Genomic DNA, 12,182 nt, shown 5'->3' with positions numbered 1-12,182 from the left:
TAACGGCGCGGGCGGCCTGTCGCGGGCGATAATGCGGCCTTCGCTTCGCAATGACCTTCACACGATGAATGCACCCGAGCCGCGGCCGCGCGGCACGCTGATGATCCAGGGCACGACGTCCGACGCGGGCAAGAGCACGCTCGTCGCGGGCCTGTGCCGCCTCGCGCGTCGTGCCGGCGCGCGCGTGGCACCGTTCAAGCCGCAAAACATGGCGCTCAACAGCGCGGTGACGGCCGACGGCGGCGAGATCGGCCGCGCACAGGCGCTGCAGGCGCTGGCCGCGGGCGTCGCGCCGCATACGGATTTCAACCCCGTGCTGCTGAAGCCGACGAGCGATCGCGGCGCGCAGGTGATCATTCACGGCAAGGCGCGCATGAACCTCGATGCGCGCGCGTATCACGACTACAAGCCGGTCGCGTTCGATGCGGTGCTCGAGTCGTACGCACGCCTGCGCGCCGGCTACGACACGGTGATCGTCGAAGGCGCCGGCAGCCCGGCCGAGATCAACCTGCGCGAAGGCGACATCGCCAACATGGGCTTCGCCGAGCGCGTCGACTGTCCGGTCGTGCTCGTCGCCGACATCGACCGCGGCGGCGTGTTCGCGCACCTGGTCGGCACGCTCGCGTGCCTGTCGGACAGCGAACGCGCACGCGTGCGCGGTTTCGTGATCAATCGCTTCCGCGGCGACATCAAGCTGCTCGAACCGGGGCTCGACTGGCTGCGCGCGCAGACGGGCAAGCCCGTGTTCGGCGTGCTGCCGTACCTGCACGGGCTGCTGCTCGATGCCGAGGACATGCTGCCCGCGCAGGCGCGCAGCGCCGCCGCGTGTGGCGACGCCGGCGTGCTGCGCGTCGTCGTGCCCGCGCTGCCGCGCATCAGCAACCACACCGATTTCGATCCGCTGCGCGCGCATCCGCAGGTCGAATTCACGTACTGGAAGAGCGGCCCCGTGCCGGACGCCGACCTGCTGATCCTGCCCGGTTCGAAGAGCGTGCAGCGCGACCTCGCGTGGCTGCGCGACGCGGGCTGGGATGCGGTGATCCGTCGCCACCTGCGCTACGGCGGCAAGGTGATCGGCATCTGCGGCGGGATGCAGATGCTCGGCCGCACGCTCGACGATCCGCTCGGCCTCGAAGGCGTGCCCGGCAGCGTGCCGGGGCTCGCGCTGCTCGATTTCGACACGACGCTGCAGCCTGACAAGACGCTGAAGAACGTGACGGGGCAACTCGCGCTGCCGGGCGCCGCCGCCGTGCGCGGCTACGAGATCCACATGGGCGACACGCGCGGGCCCGCGCTCGCGGCACCCGCGCTGATGCTGGCGGCCGATGATGCGCAGGGCGGCACGCGTGCCGATGGTGCGGTGTCCGCCGATGGCCAGATCCTCGCGACCTACGTGCACGGGCTGTTCGACGCGCCCGACGCATGCGCGGCGCTGCTCGCGTGGGCCGGGCTCGACGGCGCGGAACGCATCGACTATCCGGCGCTGCGCGAGGCGTCGCTCGAGCGGCTGGCCGACACGTTCGCCGCCCATCTCGACCTCGACACGCTGTACGCCGAATTTCGCTGACGTGCGCGCGGGCGGCCCTCGCATTTTTCGCCCGATCGCGTACAACAGAGGAGGGCGGAGGTCCGCCCGGAGGAGGGCGACGATGAAGGCTCGATGGTGGTTGGGCGCGCTGCTCGCGGCGCTGCTGGGCGTGTCGGCGGTGGCGCACGCGTGCGATTCGTCCGCGCCGGGCGGCCAGTCCGGCTCCGGCGACGCCACACAAGGCAAGAGCGGCTACTGACGTATCGCAAGGGCATGATCGGTCATGCCCTTTTTTTGATTCTATTCATTCCTTGTGGGAATCAGTTAAAGCGGATTGGCGTGTTTATCGGCGAAATCGATTTGAATAGAGTGTGAGCCATTCTCATCCACTCACGAAGGAATCCGCCATGAACGCCAATCGCCTGAATGATTTCGCCGCGACGCTGCTGCGTGTCGCGCTCGGCGTGCTGTACCTCGCGCACGTTGCGCAGAAGGTGTTTGTCTTCACGCTGCCCGGCACCGCGCAATTTTTCGTGTCGATCGGCCTGCCGGGCTGGCTCGCGTACCTGACGACGTTCGTCGAACTGGCGGGCGGTCTCGCGCTGCTCGCGGGCTTCCGCGTGCGCGTCGCCGCGCTCGTGCTGCTGCCGTTCATGCTCGGCGCGACCGCCGCGCATCTGCCGCATGGCTGGAGCTTCGCGTCGCCGAACGGCGGCTGGGAATATCCGGCGTTCTGGGCCGTCACGCTCGCCGTGCAGGCGCTGCTGGGCGGCGGTGCATTCGCGATCGGCGCGCGGGCGGCCGCGGTCCAGCGCGTGTAAGACGGACGAAAGCGGCGGGCGGATCGGCGCAACCCGTTCCGGTGACACCCCGTTTGCCGATATCATCGCTCCCTGTATCCGCAATCGAGCGGCGCCGGCCATGCGGCCGGCGCTGCGCGGCTTTTTCGGGGGAATTCATGACGGTGATCGTGGTGGCGAATCCGAAGGGCGGCGTGGGGAAGAGCACGCTGTCCACCAATCTTGCCGGCTATTTCGCGGCGCAGGGCGCATGGGTCGCGCTCGCCGACCTGGACCGGCAGCAGTCCGCGCATGCGTGGCTCGACCTGCGGCCGGCAGGGCTGCCGCCGATCGAGGCGTGGGATCTCGACCCGGACGCGCCGTCGAAGCCGCCGCGCGGCCTCGAATACGCGGTGATCGATACGCCGGCCGGCTTGCACGGCACGCGGCTCAACGTCGCGCTGCAATTGGCCGACAAGGTGATCGTGCCGCTCCAGCCGTCGATGTTCGATATCCTCGCGACCCAGCAGTTTCTGGAGCGCCTGGCCGGCGAGAAGGCCGTGCGCAAGGGCAGCGTCGAGGTCGGGATCGTCGGGATGCGCGTCGACGCGCGCACGCGCTCGTCCGACCAGCTGCACCGGTTCGTCGAGGGGCTCGGCCTGCCGGTGCTCGGCTACGTGCGCGACACGCAGAACTACGTGCAGATCGCCGCGCATGGCCTGACGCTGTGGGACGTCGCGAAGAGCCGCGTCGAGAAGGATCTCGAACAGTGGCGGCCGATCGTCGAATGGGCCGAGCGCCGTGCGCCGAAGGCGGAAAAGGCCGAGAAGGTCGCCAGGTCGTCCTGAGCGCGCGGCCGCCGCGCGTGCGCGTGACGAAACGAGAAGGGCCGGATCCTGTGCAGCACGGGATCCGGCCCTTTGTCCGTAGGCAACTGTCGGATCAGGTCCAGTTCTGCGTCGGTACGTGATCGCGGTGGCCCTTGATCTTGTTGCCGTCGTCGATGAACACGAGCTTCGGCTTCCAGCCGGCCTGCAGTTCGGCTTCGTCGACCATTGCGAACGCCGCGATGATCACGAGGTCGCCGAGCTGCGCGCGGCGCGCGGCCGAGCCGTTCAGCGAGATCATCCCGCTGCCGCGCTCGCCCTTGATCGCGTACGTCGAGAAGCGCTCGCCGTTGTTGATGTTCCAGATGTCGATCCGTTCGTTTTCGATGAGGCCGGCCGCTTCGAGCAGGTCTTCGTCGATCGCGCACGAACCTTCGTAGTGCAGTTCGCAGTGCGTGACCGCCGCACGGTGGATCTTCGATTTGAGCATGTGGCGCTGCATGGTGTCTCCGTGATGCGTCGTGAGAGGCGCGGGCGGGCCGCCCGTCAGATTTCCAGGTTGTCGATGAGGCGCGTCGCGCCGAGCTTCGCGGCCGCGAGCACGACGAGCGGCTCGCCGGCCTCGAGTTCGGCGGCGCTCGGTGCGATCAGGTTCGCGCGGCGGCGAATCGCGATGTAGTCGGGCACCCAGCCGCGTTCGGCCAGGTGCGCATGCGCGTGCTGCTCGAGCTTGCCGAGGTCGCGCTCGCCGCCGAGCACGCTGTCGCGCACGCGCTGCAGCGTTTTCGCCAGTTCGGGCGCTTCCTTGCGCTCGTCGGTCGTCAAGTAGCGGTTGCGCGACGACAGCGCGAGGCCGTCCTCGTCGCGCACGGTCTCGGCCGCGATGATCTCGACCGGCAGCGCGAGCTGCTGGCACATCCGGCGCACGATCATCAGCTGCTGGTAATCCTTCTTGCCGAACACGGCGACGCGCGGCTGCACGCAGGACATCAGCTTCGTGACGACCGTGCACACGCCGGCGAAGAAGCCGGGACGGAACTCGCCCTCGAGAATCCCGCCGAGGTCGTCCGGCGGCAGTACGCGGTATTCCTGCGGTTCCGGGTACATGTCGCGCTCGGTCGGCGCGAACAGCACGTAGACGTTTTCCTTCTGCAGCTTCTCGATATCGTCCTGCAGCGTGCGCGGGTACTTGTCGAAATCCTCGTTCGGGCCGAACTGCAGCCGGTTGACGAAGATGCTCGCCACGACCGGATCGCCGTGCTGGCGCGCGAGGCGCATCAGCGACAGGTGCCCTTCGTGCAGGTTGCCCATCGTCGGCACGAACGCCGTGCGGTTCTGTCCGCGCAGCTGGTCGCGCAGTTCATGGATCGAGCTGATGACTTTCATGATCGGGTAGCGGGTTCCTCGCGCATGCGCGCGTTGGCGCCGCAGCAGCGGCGTCGGGGTCGAAGCGGACAACGCCGGCGCGCAGGCGGCGCATCGGGCGTCGGCGGATTGTAGAGGATTTGGCCGCCGGACGCATTGATAAAAGAACGATCGTTCACTTTTTATCGGGGCGTGCCGGAAACCCGCTGGACGGCCAGCCGCCGCCTCGAAGCGGCGAGCGTCGGGACGAACCGGGGAGCGGGATGCGGCGGGCGGGGGCCGGTGTTACGCGGGCAGGTACGCGAGGCGCACGTAGATCGGCGCGAACGGTTCGGGCTGCGTGATCTCGACGAGCGATTCGCGCGCGAGCTCGAGCATCGCGATGAAGTTCACGACCACGACCGGCACGCCGCGCGACGTGTCGAACAGGTCGGCGAACTCCATGAAGCGCGCGTTTTGCAGCCGGCGCAGGATCAGGCTCATGTGTTCGCGCACCGACAGCTCCTCGCGGGAGATCTTGTGGTGCTGGACGAGCTTCGCACGCTTGAGCACGTCGGCCCACGCGGCGCGCAGGTCGTCCGAGTTCACGTCGGGAAAGCGCGGCGTGATGCTCTGCTCGATGTAGACCTCGGCGCGCAGGAAGTCGCGGCCGAGCTGCGGCAGCTGGTCGAGCCGCTGCGCGGCGAGCTTCATCTGCTCGTATTCGAGCAGGCGGCGCACGAGTTCGGCACGGGGATCTTCCGCTTCCTCGCCGGTGTCGGCCTTCTTGACCGGCAGCAGCATCCGCGACTTGATCTCGATCAGCATCGCGGCCATCAGCAGGTATTCGGCCGCCAGCTCGAGGTTCGACGTGCGGATCTGGTCGACGTAGCCCAGATATTGCGCGGTGACCTGCGCCATCGGGATGTCGAGCACGTTGAAGTTCTGCTTGCGGATCAGGTACAGCAGCAGGTCGAGCGGGCCTTCGAACGTCTCGAGGAAGATCTCGAGCGCATCGGGCGGGATGTACAGATCCTGCGGCAGCTTGAAGAGCGGCTCGCCGTACAGGCGAGCGAACGCCGCGACACCGTCGACCGTGTCGGGCGTCGAATCGGCGCCCGCGGGCGCGGCGATCGCGTCGTCCTGCCGGGCGGCGCTGGCCTCGTCGGCGGCGCTCACGTCGTCAGAAGTTCTGGTAGTAGACGTACGACGTTTGCTTCACGCGCGATTCCTGCTGCTCGGCGCGCTCTTCGAGATCGATCGGCTGCTTGTCCCACAGCAGGGAACGGCCCTTGCGCTGCTCTTCCTCGAGCGTCGGCTTCTGCTGCTTGAGCTGGTTCAGGAACTGCGTGACGTCGGACTGGTACGGCATGGCTGGATCTTCCGTTTCGGGCGGCGCACGATGCGCCGGATTCGCGATGGCGGGATTTTACCGCATCGCGGGGAACAGCCGGCGCCAATCGCGCGTCGAATCCGCGGGTCGGCGTCCGCATGCCGCGTGCGGCGGTCGCGGCGGGGCTTCGCACTCTTTCACAATCGTTTGGCTTTGGCGCCCGCACCCTGTGGTCAAATACAGGGTTTTCCACGAAACCGTAACAATCCAGCACGGCGAGGTCATATTTGGCGGGGCAGTCGAACCAGCAAGCACCTACTGCGCAGGACGCGGGCCCGCGCGCGGCACGCAGTCGCGCCGGCGCCGCGGCCGGCATCGCACGGGCGACCCTCGCCGGGTGCCTCGCCGCGTGCTTCGCGCTGCCGGCGCACGCGAAGTACGACGTCGATATCGACGCGCCGCGCTCGATCCGCAAGCTCCTCAAGACGCATCTCGACATCGCGCGCTTCGCGAAGCGCGACGACATCAGCGACGACCAGTTCGACTTCCTCGTCACGGCCACCCCGCAGCAGGTGCGCGACCTGACCGCGACGGCCGGCTATTTCTCGCCGGTCGTGCGTACCGACGTGCGCACGCGCGACGGCAAGCGCGACGTGCGCATCGCGGTCGATCCCGGCAAGCAGACCGTCGTGTCGACGGTCGACCTGACGTTCAAGGGGCCCGTCGAGACCGAGGATCCGAAGCAGGAGGCCGCGACGCGTTTCGCGTTCTCGCTGAAGCCCGGCGACCCGTTCACGCAGTCCGACTGGGACGGCGCGAAGGGCGCGGCGCTCCGGCAACTGCAGGCGCGCCGCTATCTCGGCGCGAAGATCGCGTCGTCCGAGGCGCGCATCGATCCGCGCACGCAGCGCGCGACGCTCGCCGTCACGTTCGACAGCGGCCCGACGTTCACGATCGGCAAGGTCGACGTCGACGGCGTGCGCCGCTATCCGGAGAAGATCGTCACGAACGTCAATCCGCTGTCGGAAGGCGAGATCTACGACGTGCAGCGGATCACCGAACTGCAGCGGCAGTTGCAGAACACGCCTTACTACGCGAGCGTCGCGATCGACGTCGGCGACGATACGGCGAAGCCCGAGCGCACGCCCGTGCACGTGAAGGTCAGCGAGTTCCCGTACAACAACATCCGCGGCGGCGTCGGCTTCGCGACCGATACGGGCCCGCACGTGCAGGGCTCCTACACGTATCTCGACACGTTCGGCGCCGCGTGGCCGCTGACGGTGTCGGGCCGGCTCGACCAGATCCAGCAGTACGGGCAGGTCCAGCTGTCGATGCCGCCGGGCGAGAAGGGCTGGACCAACAGCGTGCTTGCGTCGTACACGAACACCAACGTGTCGGACACGCGCATCTACAGCGCGCGGGTCGGCGCGCAGCGCACGCGCACCGGCCAGTTCATCGACTATTCGTATTCGCTGATGTTCTACCAGGACCGGCTCGACCAGAACGGCGCGGGGCCGACCACGAGCCGCGCGCTGGTGCCGCAATGGGCATGGACGCGCCGCAACGTCGACGATCCGCTGTTTCCGCGTTCGGGCAACCTGATCCACGCGGAGGCCGGCTTCGCGGTCAAGGGCGTGCTGACCGACCAGACCTTCATCCGCGGCTACGCGCGCGGCCAGCAGTACCTGCCGGTCGGCAAGCGCGACCTGTTCGTGTTCCGTGCGGAGCTCGGCGGCGTGTTCACGGGCGGCAGCTCGACCGGCGTGCCGGCATCGCTGCTGTTCCGCGCGGGCGGCTCGAACTCGGTGCGCGGCTACGGCTACCAGAGCATCGGCAACAGCGTCGACGGTTCCGTGCTGCCGACCAAGTACCTGGTGACGGGCACCGCTGAATACCAGCACTGGTTCAACCGCGACTGGGGCGCCGCGACGTTCTTCGACATCGGCACCGCGACCGATGCGTGGGGCGAGAAGGTGTTCTACCCGGGTGTCGGCGTCGGCGCGCGCTGGCGCAGCCCCGTCGGCCCGATCAACGTCGACGTCGCGTACGGGTTGCGCAACCATAGCGTGCGCCCGTACCTGACGCTCGGCATCGCTTTCTGACCGTACCGCTTCATCGACGACGAACCGCATGACGAAGGACCCGAACGACACGCCGCCGCCTCACGATCCGGACTCGCCCGACGGCGCGCCCGACACGCCGCCGCGCGCGCCGCGCCGCGGCCGGGCGGTGCGCGTCGTCGCATGGACGCTCGCGACGGTCGTGCTGCTCGTCGTGCTGGCGGCCGCGCTCGTGGCGGGCGCGGTGACGACCGAGCGCGGCACGCGGCTCGCGTGGCAACTGGCCGGTCGCGTGCTCGGCACGCGACTCGCGGGCACGCTCGAAGGCGGCTCGCTCGCGACCGGCGTGCGGCTGCGCGGCTTCGCGTGGACGAGCCCCGACGGTTCGGGCACCGAGGTTCGCATCGACCGGCTCGACGGCCGCTGGGCATTGACGCGTGCGCCGTGGCGGCTGTCGATCGCCTATCTGCGCGCCGGCACGATCGACGTGCGGATCGCGCCGGGGCCGTCGACGCCGAGCACCACGCCGCAGGACCTGAGCCTGCCGCTGCAGGTACGGATCGACGACCTGCGCGTCGATCGTCTCGCCATTCACGAAGGCACGTCGACGACGCAGCTCGACCGTCTCGCGCTGAACGGCCGCAGCGACGGCCGCCACCATGAACTCGTGCTCGACGGCGTCGATACGCCGTACGGCGCGCTGACCGCGCGCGCGAAGCTCGACGGCGTGAAGCCGTTCGCGCTGACGGGCGAAGCCACCTACGCGGGCAAGCTGTCGGACGAGCCGGTCGACGCGCGGGCCCGTGTGTCGGGTTCGCTCGAGGCGCTCGTCGCCGACGTCGACGCGAGCGGGATGAAGCTGAACGGGCGCGCGCACGTCGAGGCCGCGCCGTTCGGCGCGGTGCCGCTCACGCGCGCGTCGCTCGCGTTCGACCACGTGAACCCGCAGGCGCTTTCGCCCGGCGCACCGGCGGCCGATCTCGCGGTGCGCGCGGAACTCGCGCCGGTGAGCGCGCCGGCCGGCTCGGCGCCCGCGAAGGGGTTCGCGGTGACGGGCCCCGTGTCGATCGTCAACGCGAAACCGGGCACGCTCGGCGACCATCTGCTGCCGGTGATCGACGCGCATGCGACCGTGCATCTCGACGCGCACGCGCAGCGGATCGACGATCTCGCGCTGAAACTGATCCGCGACGGCAGCGTGACGGGCGGCGGCACGCTCACGGGCGGCAAGGGCCGCTTCGACCTGAAGGTCGCGAACCTCGACCTGAACGCGTTCGTCGCCGAGCTGCGGCCGATGCGCCTCGGCGGGCCGCTCGGCGTGACGCTCGCGGGCGACGTGACGACCGTCGATTTCAACCTCAACGATCCGAAGCTCGCACTCGGCGCGCGCGCCAAGGTCGCGCTGACGCCGCAGCAGACCGTGCTGACCGATACGCGCGTGACGGCGGGCAAGGGCCGCATCGATTTGACGGGCGTGTTCCGCCGCGACGCGCATTCGAGCTACGACGCGAAGGCGACGCTGACGGCGTTCGATCCGCTGCTGCTCGCCGCGATGAGCGCGCCGAAGGCGGCCGGCGGCAAGACACCCGCGAAGGCCGCCAAGGCGCCGGCCAAGCGCGGCGAGACGCGCGTGTCGGGCACGCTGACGGCGTCGGGCGCGTTCACGCCGCAGGTCTCGACGAAGGCGACCTTCAAGCTCGGCGACAGCCTGTACGACGGTGTGCCGCTGAGGGGTGCAGGCGTCGTGCAGCTCGCCGGTTCGCGCATCCTGCCGAGCAACGCGACGCTGTCGATCGCGGGCAACCACGTCGACCTGCGTGGCAGCTTCGGCGCGCCCGGCGACCGGCTGCGCTTCGTCGTCGACGCACCGCAGCTCGACCGGCTCGGCTTCGGCGTCGAAGGGCTCGTGCAGGCGCAGGGCGATTTGACGGGCAGCTTCGCGCATCCGAACGTGACGGCCACCTACAAGGCCGAGCACGTCGTCGTCGGCTCGAACCGGATCGGCACCGCACAAGGCCGCGCGGACATCCGCGACGGCGCCCACGGCGCGCTCGTGTTCACGGCCGACGCGGCCGACATCGCGCTCGGCTCGTTCAAGCTGAAGTCGTTGCGCGCGAACCTCGACGGCACGCGCGCGAAGCACACGCTCGACGCTTCGGCGCTCGGGATGGCCGGCGGCCGCGTGATCGACCTGACGCTCGCGGCGAACGGCGGCGTGGTCGAGAACCGCGACGGGATGCGCTGGGACGGCACCGTCACGCGTCTGGCCAATCGCGGCACGCCGGCTGTCGCGCTGCAGGCGCCGCTGACGGTGTCGGCCGGCACCGGCCGCGTGACGCTCGGCGCGACGCGGCTCACGCTCGAAGGCGCGGCGATCGACCTGAAGTCGTTCGTATTCGATCACGGCCAGATGCGCTCGGCCGGTTCGGTGAGCGGCGCGTCGGTCGCGCGTTTCCTCGAGGTGCGCCAGGAACTGACGGGCCAGCGGCCGCCGGTGCGTACCGACGTCGTGCTCGACGCCGACTGGGACTTCTCGCTCGGCGCGAATGCGACGGGCTACGTGCAGGTGAAGCGCCGCGGCGGCGACGTGACGATCGAGAGCGGGCGCGGCATCGCGTCGTTCGGGCTGACCGACCTGTCCGCGCGCGCGAGCTTCACGCCCGGCAACCGGCTCAACGTGACGGCGCTCGCGAAGGCGAGCCGGATCGGCACGCTCGACGCGAACGTCGCGGTGCCGTTCGCGCTGCACGACGGCGTGTTCGGCGTCGTCGACGATGGTCCGCTGTCGGGCCGCATCGACGCCGACATCCCCGCATTGAAGACGACCGGCAACCTGTTCGGGCCGAGCTATCTGCTGGGCGGCCGTGCGGCGCTGAAGCTGACGGTCGCCGGCACGCCGGTGAAGCCGAATCTGTCGGGGATGCTGACGGGCGACGATCTGTCCGCGACGCTCATCGACCAGGGCGTGCAGCTGAAGGACGGCATCGTGCGCGTGAAGCTGTCGGACAACCTCGTCGAATTCCAGCAGGTCGAGTTCCACGGCGGCGACGGCACGCTGCGCGCGCTCGGCCGCGTGCGGCTCGACGGCGAGGCGCCCGACCTGACCGCGAGCATCGTCGCGGACAAGCTCGAACTGTTCGCGGCGCCGGATCGCAAGCTGTCGCTGTCGGGCAAGGCGACCGTCGCGAACGACGGGCCGCGCGGCGCGCTGTCGATCGACGGCAAGTTCGTGGTCGACCGCGCGCTGTTCGACCTGCCCGAGGAATCGGCGCCGCACCTGTCGGACGACGTCGTGATCGTGCAACCGGACGGCACGGTGCGCGGCGAGACGCCGACGGGCACCGCGGTCGCGAAGCCGAAGCCGGTCGAGGACAAGCCGGCGCCGTCGCTCGCGCCGCGCGCGAACATCGACATCGGCCTCGGCAACAACTTCCGCTTCAAGGGGCACGGCGCGGATCTCGGGCTGCGCGGCACGATCACCGTGATGAGCGCGCCGGGCGTGCCGCTGCGCGCGGTCGGCAACGTGCGCGTGACGGAAGGGTCGACGTACACGGCGTTCGGCCGCAAGCTCGCGATCGAGAACGGCTTCTTCACGTTCAACGGCCCGGTGTCGAACCCGGGCGTCAACATCCTCGCGATGCGGCGCAATCAGGAGGTCGAGGCCGGCGTGCAGGTGACGGGCATGATCCAGTCGCCGACGGTCAAGCTCGTATCGGAGCCGAACGTCACGGACAACGAAAAGCTGTCGTGGCTGCTGTTCGGGCACGGCACTGACCAGGGCAACAACGTCGGCCAGCAGGGCGCGATGACGGCGGCGCTCGGGCTGCTCGGCAGCGTGACCGGCAAGCGCGTCGCGCAGACCTTCGGTCTCGACGAGGTGTCGGTCGGCCGCAGCGAAGTCGGCCTGACCGATCCGCAGGTCGTGCTGGTGTCGAAGGCGATCAACGAGCGGTTCGTGCTCGGCTTCGAGCAGGGGCTGCAGTCGGCCGCCAACGCGTTCAAGGCGACGATCAACCTGACGCGCTTCTGGTCGGTGTCCGCGTACGGCGGCACGTTCCAGGGCGTCGACCTGAACTACACGCGGCGTTTCGATCGCTGGTTCGGCAGTGACGCCGCGCGCACGCGGCGTACCGAGCAGCCATGAAAAAAGCCCCGAACGCCAAGCGGCCTTCGGGGCTTTTTTTCGGTTCATCGCGGATTACCGGGGAACGCGGCACGGATTTTGAGGAAGAAATATTCCTCGTCGCGGTACCCGTAAGCCCGACGCTTGATGACCTTGATGGTGTTGTTGATGCCCTCGACGACACTGGT

Annotated in this window: 11 protein-coding genes; 6 read left to right on the top strand and 5 right to left on the bottom strand. The window is 69.2% G+C overall.

Going from position 1 to position 12,182, the window contains the following annotated elements:
• Positions 1-64: 64 nt before the first annotated feature.
• From DIE03_RS31830 to DIE03_RS31820, 4 genes are all read left to right on the top strand, one after another.
• Positions 65-1,567: a cobyric acid synthase gene (locus tag DIE03_RS31830; RefSeq protein ID WP_124456156.1), complete on the top strand. Its 1,503-nt coding sequence runs from the start codon at positions 65-67 to the stop codon at positions 1,565-1,567.
• An 82-nt stretch (positions 1,568-1,649) separates the two neighbouring features.
• Complete coding sequence (locus tag DIE03_RS38455) at positions 1,650-1,787, top strand: hypothetical protein (RefSeq protein WP_185658262.1); 138 nt, start codon at positions 1,650-1,652, stop codon at positions 1,785-1,787.
• A gap of 148 nt (positions 1,788-1,935) precedes the next feature.
• Positions 1,936-2,349 carry a DoxX family protein gene (locus DIE03_RS31825; RefSeq protein ID WP_124456155.1) on the top strand — a complete coding sequence of 138 codons (414 nt, stop codon included), beginning with the start codon at positions 1,936-1,938 and terminating at the stop codon, positions 2,347-2,349.
• A gap of 137 nt (positions 2,350-2,486) precedes the next feature.
• On the top strand, positions 2,487-3,155 hold the full coding sequence (locus DIE03_RS31820) for a ParA family protein (RefSeq protein ID WP_124456154.1): 669 nt from the start codon (positions 2,487-2,489) through the stop codon (positions 3,153-3,155).
• A gap of 94 nt (positions 3,156-3,249) precedes the next feature.
• Here the strand turns inward: DIE03_RS31820 and panD are convergent, their stop codons facing one another.
• The 4 genes from panD to DIE03_RS31800 all read right to left on the bottom strand — a co-directional run bounded on the left by panD (position 3,250) and on the right by DIE03_RS31800 (position 5,850).
• Positions 3,250-3,636 (bottom strand): aspartate 1-decarboxylase, encoded by a 387-nt coding sequence (gene panD, locus DIE03_RS31815; protein ID WP_011545962.1) that lies wholly within the window; start codon positions 3,634-3,636, stop codon positions 3,250-3,252.
• A gap of 44 nt (positions 3,637-3,680) precedes the next feature.
• Complete coding sequence (gene panC, locus DIE03_RS31810; RefSeq protein ID WP_124456153.1) at positions 3,681-4,520, bottom strand: pantoate--beta-alanine ligase; 840 nt, start codon at positions 4,518-4,520, stop codon at positions 3,681-3,683.
• A 264-nt stretch (positions 4,521-4,784) separates the two neighbouring features.
• Positions 4,785-5,657 carry a ScpA family protein gene (locus tag DIE03_RS31805; protein ID WP_034186260.1) on the bottom strand — a complete coding sequence of 291 codons (873 nt, stop codon included), beginning with the start codon at positions 5,655-5,657 and terminating at the stop codon, positions 4,785-4,787.
• Positions 5,658-5,661: 4 nt separating this feature from the next.
• Positions 5,662-5,850, bottom strand: coding sequence for a DUF3460 family protein (locus DIE03_RS31800; RefSeq protein WP_006478107.1), 189 nt, complete (start codon positions 5,848-5,850; stop codon positions 5,662-5,664).
• Positions 5,851-6,098: 248 nt separating this feature from the next.
• Here DIE03_RS31800 and DIE03_RS31795 point away from each other — a divergent pair, with 248 nt between their 5' ends.
• Together DIE03_RS31795 and DIE03_RS31790 are read left to right on the top strand one after the other, a co-directional pair.
• Complete coding sequence (locus tag DIE03_RS31795; RefSeq protein ID WP_124456152.1) at positions 6,099-7,913, top strand: autotransporter assembly complex family protein; 1,815 nt, start codon at positions 6,099-6,101, stop codon at positions 7,911-7,913.
• Between the two features lie 28 nt (positions 7,914-7,941).
• A complete protein-coding gene (locus DIE03_RS31790; RefSeq protein ID WP_124456151.1) occupies positions 7,942-12,015 on the top strand; it encodes a translocation/assembly module TamB domain-containing protein in 4,074 nt (1,357 codons plus the stop codon).
• A 44-nt stretch (positions 12,016-12,059) separates the two neighbouring features.
• Here DIE03_RS31790 and DIE03_RS31785 read toward each other — a convergent pair.
• A partial coding sequence (locus tag DIE03_RS31785) for a transposase (protein WP_143329487.1) occupies positions 12,060-12,182 on the bottom strand: 123 nt, incomplete at its 5' end.

It is taken from the genome of Burkholderia sp. Bp8992, assembly GCF_003853705.1.
In the GTDB taxonomy this organism is placed as follows: Bacteria; Pseudomonadota; Gammaproteobacteria; order Burkholderiales; family Burkholderiaceae; genus Burkholderia.
The sequence above is the reverse complement of the archived record's forward strand: the minus strand, read 5'-3'. Positions and strand labels throughout refer to the sequence as shown.

What these genes read in the sequence shown, in the direction of transcription:
- DIE03_RS31790 (WP_124456151.1), top strand. Translation starts at nt 7,942, where the DNA reads ATGACGAAGGACCCGAACGACACGCCGCCGCCTCACGATCCGGACTCG.
- panD (WP_011545962.1), bottom strand. Translation starts at nt 3,636, where the DNA reads ATGCAGCGCCACATGCTCAAATCGAAGATCCACCGTGCGGCGGTCACG.
- DIE03_RS31825 (WP_124456155.1), top strand. Translation starts at nt 1,936, where the DNA reads ATGAACGCCAATCGCCTGAATGATTTCGCCGCGACGCTGCTGCGTGTC.
- DIE03_RS31800 (WP_006478107.1), bottom strand. Translation starts at nt 5,850, where the DNA reads ATGCCGTACCAGTCCGACGTCACGCAGTTCCTGAACCAGCTCAAGCAG.
- DIE03_RS38455 (WP_185658262.1), top strand. Translation starts at nt 1,650, where the DNA reads ATGAAGGCTCGATGGTGGTTGGGCGCGCTGCTCGCGGCGCTGCTGGGC.
- DIE03_RS31820 (WP_124456154.1), top strand. Translation starts at nt 2,487, where the DNA reads ATGACGGTGATCGTGGTGGCGAATCCGAAGGGCGGCGTGGGGAAGAGC.
- DIE03_RS31830 (WP_124456156.1), top strand. Translation starts at nt 65, where the DNA reads ATGAATGCACCCGAGCCGCGGCCGCGCGGCACGCTGATGATCCAGGGC.
- panC (WP_124456153.1), bottom strand. Translation starts at nt 4,520, where the DNA reads ATGAAAGTCATCAGCTCGATCCATGAACTGCGCGACCAGCTGCGCGGA.